The organism is Staphylococcus sp. URHA0057, assembly GCF_000620265.1.
GTDB lineage: Bacteria > Bacillota > Bacilli > Staphylococcales > Staphylococcaceae > Staphylococcus > Staphylococcus pasteuri.
Map to the genome: position 1 here is coordinate 1 of NZ_KK211096.1, position 18097 is coordinate 18097.

The 18097-nt window shown below is 32.8% G+C and carries 16 protein-coding genes and 2 rRNA genes; 16 read left to right on the forward strand and 2 right to left on the reverse strand.

Annotation, left to right across the window (positions count from 1 at the left end; all coding sequences use genetic code 11):
• Positions 1 to 139: ribosomal RNA gene (locus tag N524_RS0109465) — 23S ribosomal RNA — on the forward strand; the annotation flags it as partial.
• Between the two features lie 69 nt (positions 140 to 208).
• A 5S ribosomal RNA gene (gene rrf / locus N524_RS0109470) occupies positions 209 to 323 on the forward strand.
• Between the two features lie 261 nt (positions 324 to 584).
• Here the strand turns inward: rrf and pdxR are convergent.
• The gene (gene pdxR, locus N524_RS0109475; RefSeq protein WP_017638469.1) at positions 585 to 1967 is read right to left on the reverse strand and encodes a MocR-like pyridoxine biosynthesis transcription factor PdxR; all 1383 of its coding nucleotides are present in this window, start codon (positions 1965 to 1967) and stop codon (positions 585 to 587) included.
• 96 nt (positions 1968 to 2063) lie between these two features.
• Here pdxR and pdxS point away from each other — a divergent pair, with 96 nt between their 5' ends.
• Positions 2064 to 2951: a pyridoxal 5'-phosphate synthase lyase subunit PdxS gene (gene pdxS, locus N524_RS0109480; RefSeq protein WP_029056339.1), complete on the forward strand. Its 888-nt coding sequence runs from the start codon at positions 2064 to 2066 to the stop codon at positions 2949 to 2951.
• A 3-nt stretch (positions 2952 to 2954) separates the two neighbouring features.
• On the forward strand, positions 2955 to 3512 hold the full coding sequence (pdxT, locus tag N524_RS0109485) for a pyridoxal 5'-phosphate synthase glutaminase subunit PdxT (protein ID WP_017638467.1): 558 nt from the start codon (positions 2955 to 2957) through the stop codon (positions 3510 to 3512).
• Between the two features lie 65 nt (positions 3513 to 3577).
• On the opposite strand, the gene N524_RS0109490 is transcribed toward pdxT, so the two are convergent.
• The gene (locus N524_RS0109490) at positions 3578 to 4792 is read right to left on the reverse strand and encodes a NupC/NupG family nucleoside CNT transporter (RefSeq protein ID WP_017638466.1); all 1215 of its coding nucleotides are present in this window, start codon (positions 4790 to 4792) and stop codon (positions 3578 to 3580) included.
• 158 nt (positions 4793 to 4950) lie between these two features.
• Here N524_RS0109490 and N524_RS0109495 point away from each other — a divergent pair, with 158 nt between their 5' ends.
• The 12 genes from N524_RS0109495 to N524_RS0109550 all read left to right on the forward strand — a co-directional run bounded on the left by N524_RS0109495 (position 4951) and on the right by N524_RS0109550 (position 18039).
• Complete coding sequence (locus N524_RS0109495; protein ID WP_002451197.1) at positions 4951 to 5412, forward strand: CtsR family transcriptional regulator; 462 nt, start codon at positions 4951 to 4953, stop codon at positions 5410 to 5412.
• Between the two features lie 20 nt (positions 5413 to 5432).
• Positions 5433 to 5987 carry a UvrB/UvrC motif-containing protein gene (locus tag N524_RS0109500; protein WP_029056340.1) on the forward strand — a complete coding sequence of 185 codons (555 nt, stop codon included), beginning with the start codon at positions 5433 to 5435 and terminating at the stop codon, positions 5985 to 5987.
• A complete protein-coding gene (locus tag N524_RS0109505; RefSeq protein WP_037555779.1) occupies positions 5980 to 6984 on the forward strand; it encodes a protein arginine kinase in 1005 nt (334 codons plus the stop codon). Before N524_RS0109500 ends, N524_RS0109505 begins: the two co-directional genes overlap by 8 nt.
• A 15-nt stretch (positions 6985 to 6999) precedes the next feature.
• Positions 7000 to 9453, forward strand: coding sequence for an ATP-dependent Clp protease ATP-binding subunit (locus N524_RS0109510; RefSeq protein ID WP_029056342.1), 2454 nt, complete (start codon positions 7000 to 7002; stop codon positions 9451 to 9453).
• Positions 9454 to 9787: 334 nt separating this feature from the next.
• The gene (radA, locus tag N524_RS0109515) at positions 9788 to 11152 is read left to right on the forward strand and encodes a DNA repair protein RadA (RefSeq protein ID WP_029056343.1); all 1365 of its coding nucleotides are present in this window, start codon (positions 9788 to 9790) and stop codon (positions 11150 to 11152) included.
• A 26-nt stretch (positions 11153 to 11178) separates the two neighbouring features.
• The gene (locus N524_RS0109520; RefSeq protein WP_029056344.1) at positions 11179 to 12252 is read left to right on the forward strand and encodes a PIN/TRAM domain-containing protein; all 1074 of its coding nucleotides are present in this window, start codon (positions 11179 to 11181) and stop codon (positions 12250 to 12252) included.
• A gap of 284 nt (positions 12253 to 12536) precedes the next feature.
• Positions 12537 to 13991, forward strand: a complete 1455-nt coding sequence (gene gltX, locus N524_RS0109525; RefSeq protein ID WP_017638460.1) for a glutamate--tRNA ligase — start codon at positions 12537 to 12539, stop codon at positions 13989 to 13991.
• 365 nt (positions 13992 to 14356) lie between these two features.
• Positions 14357 to 14986, forward strand: a complete 630-nt coding sequence (gene cysE / locus N524_RS0109530; RefSeq protein ID WP_176745279.1) for a serine O-acetyltransferase — start codon at positions 14357 to 14359, stop codon at positions 14984 to 14986.
• Positions 14970 to 16370: a cysteine--tRNA ligase gene (gene cysS / locus N524_RS0109535; RefSeq protein WP_017638458.1), complete on the forward strand. Its 1401-nt coding sequence runs from the start codon at positions 14970 to 14972 to the stop codon at positions 16368 to 16370. Before cysE ends, cysS begins: the two co-directional genes overlap by 17 nt.
• 1 nt (position 16371) lies before the next feature.
• Positions 16372 to 16761, forward strand: coding sequence for a Mini-ribonuclease 3 (locus tag N524_RS0109540; RefSeq protein WP_029056346.1), 390 nt, complete (start codon positions 16372 to 16374; stop codon positions 16759 to 16761).
• A 4-nt stretch (positions 16762 to 16765) separates the two neighbouring features.
• Entirely contained in the window at positions 16766 to 17512 is a 747-nt protein-coding gene (gene rlmB / locus N524_RS0109545; RefSeq protein ID WP_017638456.1) for a 23S rRNA (guanosine(2251)-2'-O)-methyltransferase RlmB, read from the forward strand.
• Entirely contained in the window at positions 17512 to 18039 is a 528-nt protein-coding gene (locus N524_RS0109550; protein ID WP_017638455.1) for an NYN domain-containing protein, read from the forward strand. Before rlmB ends, N524_RS0109550 begins: the two co-directional genes overlap by 1 nt.
• Positions 18040 to 18097 lie beyond the last annotated feature (58 nt).

Genomic DNA, 18097 nt, shown 5'->3' on the forward strand with positions numbered 1-18097 from the left:
AGCATGAAGCCCCCCTCAAGATGAGATTTCCCAACTTCGGTTATAAGATCCCTCAAAGATGATGAGGTTAATAGGTTCGAGGTGGAAGCGTGGTGACACGTGGAGCTGACGAATACTAATCGATCGAAGACTTAATCAATTTTATGTTTTGCGACGCAAAATCACTTTACTTACTATCTAGTTTTGAATGTATAATACATTCCATTTGTCTGGTGACAATGGCAAGGAGGTCACACCTGTTCCCATGCCGAACACAGAAGTTAAGCTCCTTAGCGCCGATGGTAGTCGGACTAACGTTCCGCTAGAGTAGGACGTTGCCAGGCAAATGATAGGATGCGATGAGCCGCATTGAGACCGTAAGGTCTTTTTTTTATGTCTTAATTTATCTATTTAAAAAAAAACTGAACGGATGAAAATTCAAATTTTATCTGTCCAGTTTTTTAATACAATATTTTTGGATGATGAAATCATTTTTAGAATATGCAACTAATATATTAAGGAATGTTTTTGTAAAGTTAATTATGAATACAATAGACTAAAGTCAATTGCATAAGTAACACTAACTTTTTAAATAAAAAGAAGTGTTACTTTATAATTAACGAATTAATAAGGGCTTCTGTATGTGAATTTAATTGTTCTTTTGGAATTCCTCCAAAACCTATAATAAACTTTGGTTTTATTTTTACATCATCATCGAATTGATATGGTGTTAATTTTAATGAGTGATGTTTAGCACGATCTATGCATTCTTCCATACTTAATCCATTTAAAACTGTTAATGTAAAATGCATACCAGTTAAAGCACCATCAACTTTTAGTTGTTCTTCATATGGGGAAAGTGCATTTAAAATATACGTTAATTTTTCTTTATAAATTTTCCTCATTTTATTTAAATGACGTTCAAAACTTCCACTGCTCATGAATTGAGCGATAATTCTTTGTATATGTACTGGAGCAGTGTTTGCTTCACTATAATCATATTGGTGGTATAAATCTAATATTTTAGGAGGTAATACTATATACGCTATTCTACAGCTTGGGTAAATTGATTTAGAGAATGTACTGATGTAAATAATTTTATCTTGTGAATCTAGACTTTGTAATGCGGGTATTGGCTTTCCAAAATATCTAAACTCTGAATCATAATCATCTTCAATAATATATCTGTTAGTTTGATGTTGAGCCCAATTGATAAGCTGTGTTCTTTTTTTCAAATTCATAACGTGTCCTGTTGGAAATTGATGTGATGGAGTAATATAAAGTACGTTATAATTCGAAGAAAAAATGGGTTTAGTTTGTATGCCGCTTTTTTCGACTGGTACTTGTAAATATTTAAATTTCTTTTTATCTAGAACTTGTTTAATAGGTGGATAACTTGGCTTTTCAATAATAAATGATGAAGATTCAAGTATATCAGTTAGCATATTTAATAATTGTTCAGTAGAAGAACCAATAACAATTTGTTGAGGGTGTGCAGTAACACCTCTACTAGTGAATAAGTAATGTGCAATTTGTTGTCTTAACTCGAATTCCCCTTGTTTATTACCTCTTTGTAAAAAATCTAAGTTATGATCTTCAAATACTTCTTTAGCGTATTTCCGGAATAAATGAGATGGGAAATGTTCTGCATCAATTTCTGATAAATTAAAAGAATAATCATAATCATTATGTTCTACATTTAAATCAATTCCATCAATTTGTTCATTTGAAATTGTTACATAGGGGTTAGGAAGAACCGGTAATGATTCAATATCAGATACATAGTATCCAGATCTCGGTTTAGAGTATATAAATCCTTCATCTAGTAGTAATTGATAGGCATGCTCAATCGTTGTGTTACTTAAAGATAAATGTTCGCTTAATTGTCGTTTAGAGGGAAATCTATCGTTGGATTGATATTGTCCTTCTATTATTTGTTTTTTCAGTTTTTCATATAAATCTAAATATAATGAATTAGAATGTCTCATTAAACTGACCGCCTTTATTATGTATAAATTGAACCTTTTTAAATATCAGTTTATCCTTTACAATAAATTTAATCAAGAAGTAAAGGGGTAGATTGTATGTCTAAAATAGTTGGATCTGAAAGAGTTAAACGTGGTATGGCTGAAATGCAAAAAGGCGGCGTCATTATGGACGTAGTTAATGCTGAACAAGCGAAAATTGCTGAAGAAGCTGGTGCTGTAGCAGTAATGGCTTTAGAAAGAGTACCTTCTGATATTAGAGCGGCGGGTGGCGTTGCTCGTAGTGCTAATTCTAAAATTGTTGAAGAAGTAATGAATGCAGTATCAATCCCAGTAATGGCTAAAGCACGAATTGGTCATATTACAGAGGCGCGCGTTTTAGAAGCAATGGGAGTGGACTATATAGATGAATCAGAAGTATTAACTCCAGCAGATGAAGAATACCATTTACGTAAAGATCAATTCACTGTACCTTTCGTTTGTGGTTGTCGTAATCTGGGCGAAGCAGCTCGTCGTATTGGCGAAGGAGCAGCTATGTTACGTACTAAAGGAGAGCCTGGTACAGGTAATATAGTAGAAGCAGTTAGACATATGAGAAGAGTGAATGCTGAAGTAAGTCGTTTGACTGTAATGAATGATGACGAAATCATGACTTTTGCCAAAGATATTGGTGCACCATACGAAGTATTAAAACAAATTAAAGATCATGGTAGATTACCAGTCGTAAACTTTGCAGCTGGTGGTGTTGCTACTCCTCAAGATGCTGCCTTAATGATGGAATTAGGCGCAGATGGAGTATTTGTTGGATCAGGTATTTTTAAATCTGAAGATCCGGAAAAATTTGCTAAAGCTATCGTTCAAGCTACTACTCATTATCAAGACTATGAACTTATCGGTAAACTAGCAGCAGAATTAGGTACAGCTATGAAAGGTTTAGATATTAATCAAATTTCTTTAGAAGAACGTATGCAAGAGCGTGGTTGGTAGTATATGAAAATAGGTGTATTAGCACTGCAAGGAGCAGTTCGAGAACATATTCGACATATAGAGTTAAGTGGTCATGAAGGTATTGCAATCAAAAAAGTAGAACAGTTAGATGATATTGATGGCTTAATATTACCTGGTGGCGAGTCAACAACATTGAGAAGATTAATGGATTTATATGGTTTTAAAGAAAAGTTACAACAATCAGAATTACCTATGTTTGGTACATGTGCAGGGCTAATAGTATTAGCCAGTGATGTTGAAGGAGAAACTGGATATTTAAATAAGTTGGATATTACTGTTGAACGTAATTCATTTGGAAGACAGGTAGATAGTTTTGAATCCGAATTAGAAATAAAAGGTATAGCTACTGATATTGAAGGCGTATTTATTAGAGCACCTCATATAGCAAAAGTTGGAGATAATGTTGAAATCTTAAGCGAAGTAGGCGACAAAATTGTCGCTGTAAAGCAAGATAAATATTTAGGAGTTTCTTTCCATCCAGAATTAACAGATGATTACCGAGTAACTGATTATTTTATTAATCATATGATTCAAAAATAAAAATAAGGCAATGCATGATTGGATTGGTTACAAACTCCAATGTATGCATTGCCTTTTATTTATTATTAGATGAAGAATCCAGCAATTGCTGCTGAAATGAATGATACAAGAGTTGCACCGAATAATAATTTTAATCCGAATCTTGCAACAACATCACCTTTTTTATCATTAAGAGATTTAATAGCACCTGAAATAATTCCAATTGAACTAAAGTTTGCAAATGATACTAAGAATACTGAAGTAACACCTTTAGCATGTTCAGAAATCCCATTTAATTTACCAAGTGCTTGCATTGCCACAAATTCATTTGATAATAGTTTAGTAGCCATCACAGAACCTGATTGAACTGCATCGTTCCATGGAACACCTGCTAAAAATGCAAACGGAGCAAATACAAATCCAATTAAAGTTTGGAAATCCCATTTGATTGCGCCACCACTTGCTAAACTAAAGCCGCCGCTCACTAAACCATTTAGTAATGCGATAATTGCGATATATCCAATTAACATTGCACCAACTATTACTGCAACTTTAAATCCGTCTAAGATATACTCTCCAAGCATTTCAAAGAAAGATTGATTTTTTGTTTCACTTTCAGCAACTAATAATTTATCATCTTCTTCATTAACTTTATATGGATTAATGATAGATGCAATAATGAAGCCACCAAATAAATTTAATACAACAGCTGTTACAACGTATTTTGGTTCAATCAATGTAAAGTAAGCACCAATAATTGAAGCTGATACTGTAGACATTGCTGATGCCGTTAATGTATATAAACGTTGTTTAGGTATGTAAGGTAATTGTTGTTTTAATGAGATAAACACTTCTGATTGACCTAAAATTGCTGCTGCTACAGCATTGTAAGATTCTAATCTACCCATACCATTAATTTTTGAAATAAGAAAACCTAAGACATTAATAATAAGAGGTAAAATTCTTGTATACTGCAAGATACCAATTAATGCTGAAATAAATACAATTGGTAATAAAACGTTAAAGAAAAATGGTGGGTTTTTAGGGTCAATATATTTAAAGCCACCAAAAACAAAATTAACTCCTTCAGCTGCTTTTGACAATAAATAACCAAATCCATTAGATATAGCACCAATGACTGAAATACCAATATTAGTTTTAAGTAAAATAAACGCAAAAATTAATTGAATAACTAGCAATAATCCAACATATTGCCATCGAATATTCTTTCTATCTGAACTAAATAAGTACGCGAGTGCTAAGAAGAAAATGATTCCAATAATCCCAATGAGAATATGCATGTGTTTTTTCATTCCTTTAATTTATTCTATTGTCTATCATACAATAAAATAGAAACGCTAACATCATAAATTTTAAAAATTTAAAGTCAAAATAATTGAAAATGGTCAAAGTTGGTCATATAATATAGTCAAAGAAGGTCAAAAAAGAGGTGATAATCATGCATAATATGTCCGACATCATAGAACAATACATTAAACATTTATTTGAAGAAACCAATGAAGACGTGGTTGAAATTCAAAGAGCAAACATAGCTCAACGTTTCGATTGTGTCCCTTCTCAATTAAACTATGTTATTAAAACACGATTCACAAATGAGCATGGTTACGAAATAGAAAGTAAACGTGGTGGCGGTGGTTACATCCGAATCACAAAAATTGAAAACAAAGATGAGACAGGTTATATTAATCATTTACTTCAGTTAATAGGTCCATCCATATCTCAACAACAAGCACTCTATTTAATAGATGGGTTGTTAGATAAAGGACTAGTTAATGAAAGAGAAGCTAAAATGATTATTGCAGCAATTGATCGAGAAACTCTGAAAATGGATATTGTATCTCGTGATATTATTAGAGCTAATATTCTCAAAAGAATTTTACCAGTTATCAATTATTATTAGGAGAATTGAGGTGTTGCTTTTTGCTTTGCGAAAATTGCCATTTAAATGAGGCTGAAGTTAAATTAACTGTTAAAAGTAAAGATGGTGTGCAAGAAAAATGGGTATGTAGTACTTGTGCACAAGGTGATAATCCATGGACACATCAAGAACAATCATCATATCATCAAGATGATATCGAAGAAGCATTTGTTGTAAAACAAATATTACAACATTTAGCTACTAAGCATGGTATTAATTTTCACGAAATGGCATTTAAAGAAGAAAAGCGATGTCCAACTTGTCAGATGACATTAAAAGATATTGCACATGTAGGTAAATTCGGTTGTTCAGATTGTTATGCAACTTTTAAAGATGACATTTTAGACATTGTTAGACGTGTGCAAGGTGGTCAATTTGAACATGTTGGAAAAGTACCTCAGTCTTCTTATCATAAACTTGCACTTAAAAAGAAAATCGAAGAAAAAAATCAATATTTACAAAAGTTAATAGATGAACAAGATTTTGAACAAGCAGCCATTATACGTGATGAAATTAAAGCGCTACGTGAAGAGGGCGAGGTGCAACATGATGAGTGACTTAGAGCCAAATGTAAGTAAATGGATGAAAACAGCAAAGGAAGCACCGGTTGTGATTTCATCAAGAATTCGTTTAGCTAGAAATCTAGAAAATCACGTTCACCCCCTTATGTTCCCAACAGAACAAGATGGATTCAGAGTTATTAATGAAGTACAAGATGCTTTACCTAATATGACTTTAAAAAGACTAGATGTGATGGACCAACAAAATAAAATGAAGTTAGTAGCTAAACATTTAGTAAGTCCAGAATTAATTAAACAACCGGCAGCAGCTGTCATGTTAAATGATGATGAATCTATCAGTGTAATGATAAATGAAGAAGACCATATAAGAATTCAAGCATTAGGTACTGATTTATCATTGGAAAGATTGTACAAAGAAGCCTCAGCACTTGATGATACAATAGATCAAAAACTTGATATTAGTTATGATGAACATTTAGGTTATTTAACTACTTGTCCTACTAATATAGGTACTGGGATGAGAGCAAGCGTGATGTTGCACTTACCAGGTCTTTCAATTATGAAAAGAATGACAGGCATTTCTCAAACTATAAATAGATTTGGATTTACAATTCGAGGTATTTATGGTGAAGGATCACAAGTATATGGTCATATTTATCAGGTTTCAAACCAATTAACATTGGGGAAAACAGAAGAAGAAATTATTGAAAACTTAACAGAAGTTATTAATCAGATTATAAATGAAGAGCTTCAAATTCGGGAAAGATTAGATGAGCATAAGCAATTAGAAACGTTAGATAGAGTTTATCGTTCGCTAGGAATACTTCAAAATAGCAGACTTATTTCTATGGAAGAAGCATCATACCGGTTGAGTGAAGTTAAATTAGGTATAGATTTAAATTATATTAAACTTGATAATTTTAAATTTAATGAATTAATGGTAGGCATTCAAACTCCATTTTTATTTGATGAAGAAGATGAAACACCAGTCAATGAAAAAAGAGCTAATATTTTGAGAGAACATATAAAATAGGAGGTAACACATTATATGCTATTTGGTAGATTAACAGAACGTGCGCAGCGTGTGTTAGCACATGCACAAGAAGAAGCAATTCGATTGAATCATTCAAATATTGGAACAGAACATCTTTTACTAGGTTTAATGAAAGAACCTGAAGGCATTGCAGCAAAAGTATTAGAAAGTTTTAATATTACAGAGGACAGAGTAGTAGAAGAAGTAGAAAAACTTATTGGACACGGTCAAGAACCAATGGCGACACTTCACTATACGCCTAGAGCTAAAAAAGTTATTGAATTATCAATGGATGAAGCACGAAAATTACATCATAATTTCGTAGGAACAGAACATATACTACTTGGTTTAATTAGAGAAAACGAAGGCGTAGCTGCACGTGTATTTGCAAATCTCGATTTAAATATTACAAAAGCACGTGCTCAAGTCGTTAAAGCTTTAGGTAGTCCAGAAATGAGTAATAAAAATGCTCAAGCAAATAAATCTAATAACACACCAACTTTAGATGGTTTAGCACGTGATTTAACAGTCATTGCTAAAGATGGAACATTAGATCCTGTAGTAGGACGTGATAAAGAAATCACACGTGTTATAGAAGTACTTAGTCGTCGTACTAAAAACAACCCAGTATTAATTGGTGAACCTGGTGTAGGTAAAACAGCGATTGCTGAAGGATTAGCGCAAGCAATTGTAAATAATGAAGTACCAGAAACATTGAAAAACAAACGTGTCATGTCTTTAGATATGGGAACAGTTGTAGCTGGAACTAAATATCGTGGCGAATTCGAAGAACGTTTGAAAAAAGTAATGGAAGAAATTCATCAAGCAGGCAATGTTATTCTATTTATTGATGAATTGCACACATTAGTCGGTGCTGGTGGAGCTGAAGGTGCCATAGATGCTTCTAATATTCTAAAACCTGCTTTAGCTCGTGGAGAATTACAATGCATTGGTGCGACTACTTTAGACGAATATCGCAAAAATATTGAAAAAGACGCAGCATTAGAACGTCGTTTCCAACCTATACAAGTTGATGAACCTTCAGTTGAAGATACTGTTGCAATTTTAAAAGGACTTCGTGACCGTTATGAAGCCCATCATCGTATTAACATTTCAGATGAAGCTTTAGAAGCGGCAGCTAAATTAAGTCATCGTTATGTATCAGATAGATTTTTACCTGATAAAGCAATTGATTTAATTGACGAAGCAAGCTCAAAAGTAAGACTAAAAAGTCATACAACACCTAATAACTTAAAAGAAATTGAACAACAAATTGAAAAAGTTAAAAATGAAAAAGACGCAGCCGTTCACGCTCAAGAATTTGAAAACGCGGCAAATCTTAGAGATAAACAAACTAAATTAGAAAAACAGTTTGAAGAAGCTAAAAATGAATGGAAAAACGCACAAGATGGCGTAAGTACATCATTATCTGAAGAAGATATTGCAGAAGTTATTGCGGGTTGGACAGGTATTCCGTTAACAAGAATTAATGAAACTGAATCAGATCGCTTACTTAACTTAGAAGACACATTACATCATCGAGTTATTGGTCAAAAAGATGCTGTGACTTCTATTAGTAAAGCGGTAAGACGTGCAAGAGCAGGATTAAAAGATCCTAAACGTCCAATTGGTAGCTTTATATTCTTAGGTCCTACAGGCGTAGGTAAAACAGAACTAGCTCGTGCTTTAGCTGAATCTATGTTTGGCGAAGATGATGCAATGATTCGTGTTGATATGAGTGAATTTATGGAAAAACACGCTGTCAGTCGTTTAGTTGGTGCCCCTCCTGGCTATGTAGGCCATGATGACGGTGGCCAATTAACTGAAAAAGTTAGACGTAAACCTTATTCAGTTATACTATTCGATGAAATTGAAAAAGCACATCCAGACGTATTTAATATCTTGCTACAAGTATTAGATGATGGTCATTTAACTGATACTAAAGGACGTCAAGTTGACTTTCGTAATACAGTGATTATTATGACTTCAAATGTTGGCGCTCAAGAATTACAAGATCAACGTTTCGCAGGTTTTGGTGGTGCCAATGATGGTCAAGATTATGAATCAATACGTAAAACAATGATGAAAGAACTTAAAAATGCATTCCGTCCAGAATTCTTAAACCGTGTGGATGACATTATTGTTTTCCATAAATTATCTAAAGATGAACTTAAAGAAATCGTAACTATGATGGTTAATAAATTAACACTACGCTTATCAGAACAAAATATAAATATTGAAGTAACTGAAAAAGCTAAAGAAAAAATTGCTGAAGAAGGATATGACCCAGAATATGGTGCAAGACCACTTATCCGCGCAATTCAGAAGACAGTTGAAGATAACCTAAGTGAATTAATATTAGACGGTAATCAATTAGAAGGTAAGAATGTAACTGTTGATCATGATGGTGAAGAATTTAAATATGATATTCAAGATAAAAAAGAAGATAAAGCTTCTACAGAAGCGTAATCAACTTATAGATTGATTATTAATAAAGAGGTAGGGACTAAAATGTCCCTGCCTCTTTATTTAGTAATGTTAAATTAGAATCATTATAAAAAATAAATGAATACTCTATCAAGATGTGCCATAATAATAGACGATGATATCAAAGACTTTTGAAATAATTAGTATGTATTGGTAACAAACAAGTATTGAACAATTAATACAATACAAAAATTGACATAATCATAGTGATTTTGAATAATTTTAAATAATTAATTAAAGTATTAACATTTAATTTGTCATTATGAATTTGTCAGTTTAAAATAGATTTGTTCTTAAATAAAACGGGGGTGCGAATTTGGCCAAGAAAAAAATAATATTTGAATGTATGGCATGTGGCTATCAATCTCCAAAATGGATGGGGAAATGCCCTAACTGTGGTGCATGGAACCAAATGGAAGAAATAGTTGAAAAAGCCGCCAATCCAAAACATGGTGTTAAATCCAAAGAAACTGCAGGAAAAGTACAAACACTGGACAGTATTAAACATGAATCTACACCACGAGTGCTTACAGAATCAAAAGAGTTTAACCGTGTACTTGGTGGAGGCATTGTAAATGGATCGCTTGTCTTAATAGGCGGTGACCCAGGTATTGGGAAGTCAACATTACTTTTACAAATTTGTGCTTCTCTCTCTCAATCTAAAAATGTTTTATACATTACAGGTGAGGAATCAATTAATCAAACAAAACTTCGTGCAGATCGCTTAGAAGAAGACTCAAGCAAGTTACAAGTGTTGGCTGAAACAGATCTAGAAGTAATCTATCAGACAGTTAAAGATATTAATCCAGATTTATTAGTCGTTGACTCAATACAAACAATTTATCACCCAGAAATTAGTTCCGCACCTGGTTCTGTCTCTCAAGTAAGAGAGAGTACACAAAGCTTAATGAATATCGCTAAACAAATGAATATCGCGACATTTATTGTTGGTCATGTTACTAAAGAGGGGCAAATAGCTGGACCTAGATTACTCGAACACATGGTTGATACAGTGCTTTATTTCGAAGGTGATGAACACCATGCCTATAGAATATTAAGAGCCGTTAAAAACCGTTTTGGTTCAACTAATGAGATGGGTATTTTTGAAATGAAACAAAGCGGGTTAAAAGGAGTTATGAATCCTTCCGAAATGTTTTTAGAAGAACGTTCTACTAATGTTCCAGGGTCAACAATAGTATCGACTATGGAAGGAACAAGACCTTTACTTATTGAAGTTCAGGCTTTAGTAACACCTACAACATTCAACAACCCACGTCGAATGGCTACAGGCATTGACCACAATCGCTTGAGCTTATTAATGGCAGTGTTAGAGAAAAAAGAAAATTATCTACTACAGCAACAAGATGCATATATTAAAGTAGCTGGAGGAGTGAAATTAACTGAACCAGCAGTTGATCTTAGTATTATAGTTGCTACTGCATCTAGTTTTAAAGATAAAGCAGTAGACGGCTTAGATTGTTTTATTGGCGAAGTTGGTTTGACTGGTGAAGTAAGACGAGTAGCAAGAATTGAACAGCGTGTTCAAGAAGCTGCAAAATTAGGATTTAAAAGGGTGATTATTCCACAAACTAATATTGGTGGTTGGACATTCCCTGAGGATATAAAAGTTGTCGGTGTATCATCAGTTCATGACGCATTAAAGTATGCATTTAATTCATAAATCATTTAAATGAAAGGAGGTAAAAAATGAATCCATTAAGATTAATTGTAATCGTTATTTATATGGTAGTAGGTGCAACATTAGGCATCATTATAATACCAGAAGTTATAAAAGATTTAGGCTTAAGTAATTATCCTATACTCACTAACTATTATATAGACGGATTAATTGGCATTGTTGTATTTTTTATTGTTTTTGGTTTCTTTATTAAACATATTACATACGCTTTTAAAGAATTAGAACATACAGTAATGAAGAGAAGCGCAGTAGAGATTTTGTTTGCAACTATTGGTTTAATTATCGGACTTTTAATATCCGTTATGATTTCATTTATCTTGGAATTGATTGGTAATTCCATTTTAAATCATTTTATACCAATTATTATTACGATGATTTTATGTTATTTTGGCTTCCAATTTGGTTTGAAAAAGAGAGACGAGATGTTGATGTTCTTACCGGAAAATATTTCACGCTCAATGTCTCAACATTCTTTTAAAGCAGTTCCAAAAATAATTGATACAAGTGCTATTATTGACGGCAGAGTTATCGATATTATGAAATGTGGGTTCATGGATGGAGAAGTACTTATTCCACAAGGTGTAATTAACGAATTGCAAATTATAGCGGATGCTAATGATAGTGTAAAGCGAGAAAAAGGACAACGTGGTTTGGATAAGCTCAATCAGATTTATGATTTAGAATATCCAACACGTGTCATTAACCCAACCAAATCACATAGTGATATTGATATGTTATTAATTAAATTAGCAAAACAACATCATGCGCATATTATTACGACGGACTTTAATCTTAATAAAGTATGTCACGTACATGGAATTAGTGCATTGAATATTAATGATCTTTCAGAGGCAATTAAACCTAATGTACACCAAGGAGATCATTTGAATATTTTATTAACTAAAATGGGTAAAGAGCCGGGTCAGGGTGTCGGCTATCTAGATGATGGAACAATGGTTGTTGTCGATAATGCTAAAAAATTGATTGGACAACACGTGGATTTAGAAGTTATAAGTTTACTACAAACTTCTTCCGGACGTATTGTATTCGCTAAAAATTTAAATGAAACACCAACTGATTAAATGAATTTAATTTAAGCAGGCATTTTCATATAATCTGGAAATATATTACTTGAAAAATAAATGCGAGTAACTTATCAAAGTAGCTGAGAAGTGCTACAATAATTTTTGACACAATTTGTGAGATTAATGATTAATAAATTAGAAGGTAAATGACAAAGTCAATCATTATCAGACTATTGTTTACTGTATAAACATAATCATTCGTTACTTATTCAATAAAAAGTTGAATAAAATTGGTATACACCAATAAAACATTAATAATTTAAACTACAGGAGTGGATAAAATGAGTGAACGCGTAAGAGTAAGATACGCACCAAGTCCAACAGGTTACTTGCATATTGGTAATGCACGTACTGCTTTATTTAACTATTTATTTGCTAAACATTATGATGGCGATTTTGTAGTACGAATTGAAGATACTGATAAAAAACGTAACTTAGAAGATGGAGAATCTTCACAATTCGATAATTTAAAATGGTTAGGATTAGACTGGGATGAATCAGTAGATAAAGATAAAGGTTATGGACCTTATCGTCAATCTGAACGTGCAGACATCTATAATCCACTTATCAAACAATTATTAGATGAAGATAAAGCTTATAAATGTTATATGACTGAAGAAGAATTAGAAGAAGAACGCGAAGCTCAAATTGCGCGTGGTGAAATGCCAAGATATGGTGGCCAACATGCTCACTTAACTGAAGAACAACGCCAACAATTTGAAGCGGAAGGACGCCAACCATCAATTAGATTCCGTGTACCTAAAGACAAAACGTACGCATTTAACGATATGGTTAAAGGTGAAATTTCATTTGATTCAAATAATATGGGTGACTGGGTAATCGTTAAAAAAGACGGTGTACCAACATATAACTTTGCAGTAGCAATTGATGATCACTTTATGGAAATCACTGATGTTATTCGTGGTGACGATCATGTTTCAAACACACCTAAACAATTAATGATTTATGAAGCATTTGGATGGGAAGCACCAAGATTTGCTCATATGTCACTTATTGTTAATGAAGAGCGTAAAAAATTAAGTAAACGTGATGGCCAAATTTTACAATTTATCGAGCAATATCGTGATTTAGGTTATTTACCAGAAGCTTTATTTAACTTCATTACTTTATTAGGATGGTCACCTGAAGGCGAAGAAGAAATTTATTCTAAAGAAGAATTCATTAAAATCTTTGATGAAAAACGTTTATCTAAATCACCAGCATTCTTTGATAAACAAAAATTAGCTTGGGTAAACAACCAATATATGAAACAAAAAGATACTGAAACAGTATTTGAATTAGCTTTACCACATTTAATCAAAGCTAACTTAATCCCAGAAAATCCATCTGAAGAAGATTTAGATTGGGGACGTAAGCTTGTCGCTTTATATCAAAAAGAAATGAGTTATGCAGGAGAAATCGTACCACTTTCAGAAATGTTCTTTAAAGAAATGCCAGAATTTGGAGAAGAAGAACAAGAAGTGATTAATGGAGAACAAGTTCCTGAATTAATGACTCATTTATATGGTAAATTAGAAGCACTTGAACCATTTGAAGCTACAGAAATTAAAAAAACAATTAAAGAAGTTCAAAAAGAAACTGGTATAAAAGGTAAACAATTATTTATGCCAATTCGTGTAGCTGTAACTGGTCAAATGCATGGTCCTGAATTACCAAATACAATTGAAGTACTTGGTAAAGATAAAGTATTATCTCGTTTGAAACAGTATATTTAAAAAGTGAAATTAAAGTTGAATTAAAATTCACACTTGAAAAATTACAATTTACCACATAATATTAAAAGTAATAAGTGAGTTAATCAAAGGATTAGTAATTAAGTAGTACATGATTCAGAGAGTGTGCGGTTGCTGCGAGCACATCATGGAATTTAATGAATGCACCTTTGATCTATAAAATAAATTCAAATATGGATTAAATGAGAGTAAATCAAATGTTGAGTTAATTGAATTGTGATTTACTAAATGAAGAGTGGAACCGTGCTTTTGCGCCTCTAGCAATTATTGTTAGAGGTGCTTTTTTATTAAATAATTTTAGTTGATAGTCTAATAAGGCTAAGGGGGAGAATGTTTTGTTAAAAAGAATGAGAGACGATATAAAAATGGTATTTGAACAGGATCCAGCAGCACGATCAACTATTGAAGTCGTTACAACTTATGCAGGTCTACATGCGGTATGGAGTCATTTAATTGCACATAAATTATATAATAAACAACGCTATGTAGCTGCAAGAGCAATATCTCAAATCTCAAGGTTTTTTACAGGTATAGAAATACATCCAGGCGCTAAAATAGGAAAACGATTATTTATTGACCATGGCATGGGAGTGGTTATAGGGGAAACATGTACTATTGGTGATAACGTGACAATATATCAAGGTGTTACTTTAGGTGGTACTGGTAAAGAAAAAGGAAAGAGACACCCAGATATTGGTGACAACGTGTTAATTGCAGCCGGCTCAAAAGTGTTAGGTAATATTCAAATTAGCTCTAATGTAAATATAGGTGCTAATTCAGTGGTATTACAATCAGTACCAAGCTACTCAACAGTAGTAGGAATACCGGGTCATATTGTTAAACAAGATGGTAAACGCATTGGTAAAACATTTGATCATCGAAATTTACCAGATCCATTATATGAACAAATTAAACACTTAGAAAGACAACTTGAAAAAACTAGAAACGGGGAGATTCAAGATGATTACATTATATAATACGTTAACGCGTCAAAAAGAGACTTTTGAACCTATAGAACCAGGTAAGGTAAAAATGTATGTTTGTGGGCCTACAGTATACAACTATATTCATATTGGTAATGCAAGACCTGCAATCAACTATGATGTCGTACGTAGATATTTTGAATATAAAGGCTATGAAGTAATATATGTATCAAACTTTACTGATGTGGATGACAAACTAATTAATCGTTCAAAAGAACTTAACGAAAGTGTTCCAGAAATTGCAGATAAATATATAAAAGCATTTTATGAAGATGTTGGTGCGCTTAACGTTAAAAAAGCTACATCAAATCCAAGAGTAATGAATCACATGGATGAAATTATAGATTTCATCAAGAAATTAGTGGATGAAGGCTATGCTTATGAAAGTAACGGAGATGTTTATTTCAGAACACGTCAATTTAAAGATTATGGTAAGTTAAGTCATCAATCGATTGATGACTTAAAAGTAGGTGCTCGTATCGAAACAGGAGACCAAAAAGAAGATGCACTAGACTTTACTTTATGGAAAAAGGCGAAACCTGGCGAAATTAGTTGGGAAAGTCCTTTTGGCGAAGGTCGTCCTGGATGGCATATTGAATGTTCAGTAATGGCATTTCACGAGCTTGGACCAACAATCGATATTCATGCAGGAGGCTCAGATCTACAATTCCCTCACCATGAAAATGAAATTGCACAATCAGAAGCACACAACCATGCACCATTTGCTAATTATTGGATGCATAATGGCTTTATAAATATCGACAATGAAAAAATGAGTAAATCTTTAGGTAACTTTATTTTAGTGCACGATATTATAAAAGAAATTGATCCGGATGTCTTACGTTTCTTCATGATTAGTGTGCATTATCGTAGTCCAATTAACTATAATTTAGAACTTGTAAGTGCAGCTAAAAGTGGTCTAGAACGTATTAGAAATAGTTATCAATTAATTGAAGAAAGAGAAGCAATAGCTACTGATATTGAAAATCAAGAAGAATATATCGACCAAATTAATGATATCTTAGCAAATTTTGAATCAGTGATGGATGATGACTTTAATACAGCTAATGCTGTAACAGCTTGGTATGATTTAGCGAAATTAGCCAATCGATATGTATTAGAAAATGTTACTTCAACTCAAGTTATTCATAGATTTAAAGAAGTTTATCAAATATTTAGTGATGTATTAGGTGTACCATTAAAAGGAAAACAACAAGATGATTTATTAGATGAAGACATTGAAAAATTAATTGAAGAGCGTAATGAAGCTAGAAAAAATAAAGATTTCGCACGTGCTGATGAAATTAGAGACCATTTAAAAGAGAAGAATATTATTTTAGAAGATACTCCTCAAGGTGTTAGATTTAAACGTGGATAATATGAATACGAAATTACTTAATCCTTTAACATTAGCTTATATGGGTGATGCCGTTTTAGATCAGCATGTTCGTGAATATATCGTGCTCAAATTACGCAGTAAACCTAACCGATTACATCAAGTTTCAAAACAATATGTCTCAGCTAAAAGCCAAGCACAAACACTTGAAACGCTTATTGATGAAGATTGGTTTACTGAAGAAGAACTGGATATATTAAAAAGAGGGCGTAATGCTAAAAGTTATACTAAGGCTAAAAATACAGACATTCAAACTTACCGTAAGAGTTCAGCTATAGAAGCGGTACTTGGTTATTTGTATTTAGAACATAATGAAGAACGATTGAAAGAATTGCTAAATAAAATAATAGAAATAGTTAATGAGAGGTCGTGAGTAAGTGGAAGATATAGTCATTGTTGGTAGACATGCAGTAAAAGAAGCTATTACTTCAGGTCATTCAATAAATAAGATTTTGATACAAGATGGTATAAAAAAACAACAAATCAACGATATTTTAAAAAATGCAAAAGATCAAAAAATCATAGTACAAACAGTGCCAAAATCTAAATTAGATTTTTTATCTACTGCACCCCATCAGGGAGTAGCTGCACTTATTGCACCATATGAATATGCTGATTTCGATCAATTTTTAAAACAACAAAAAGAAAAAGAAGGATTATCTACAGTTATGATATTAGACGGTTTAGAAGACCCTCATAACTTAGGTTCAATTTTAAGAACAGCTGATGCGTCTGGTGTTGATGGCGTCATAATTCCTAAACGACGTTCTGTTTCTTTAACTCAAACCGTTGCTAAGGCTTCTACAGGTGCCATACAGCATGTGCCTGTCATCAGAGTAACAAACTTAGCCAAAACAATTGATGAACTAAAAGATAATGGCTTTTGGGTTGCTGGTACAGAGGCAAATAATGCAACAGACTATAGAGAGTTAGAAGCCGATATGTCTCTAGCAATTGTAATAGGAAGTGAAGGACAAGGCATGAGTCGCTTAGTAAGTGATAAATGTGATTTCTATATTAAAATTCCTATGGTTGGTCATGTAAATAGTTTAAATGCATCAGTTGCTGCAAGTTTAATGATGTACGAGGTATTCCGTAAAAGACATTCGAACGGAGACGAATAATGAAGGAACGTTATTTAATTATTGACGGTTACAATATGATTGGCCAATCAACGACACTGAGTAAAATTGCTAAAGATAACCTTGAAGAAGCAAGAGAACAATTGATTGACGCTATTGCAAACTATAATGCTGTAATCGCCGACGAGATTGTTTGCGTATTCGATGCTTATGAACAATCTGGCATCGAAAGAGAGTATATGTATCACGGAGTTAGAACAGTATTTACTAAGGAAAAAGAAACGGCCGATAGCTTTATTGAGCGCTATGTTTATGAATTGTATAACAAACACACAACGCATATAACAGTTGTGACGAGTGATATGAGCGAACAACATGCTATTTTTGGTTCTGGTGCATATCGAATTTCCTCTAGAGAAATGTGGAGAGAATTAAAAGAAAATCAAATTACTGTTAGTAAATCGTTAGAAGACATCACAGAAAAGAAACCAAGAACTCGAATTCCGTTGTCTAAAGATATACTTGCAGAATTTGAAAAAATAAGAAGGGGTAACCATAAAAAAGATTAATTTCTGCAATATTGCTATTTAAAATAGATATCTTATAAAATAGTCTTAAATTTTTGGA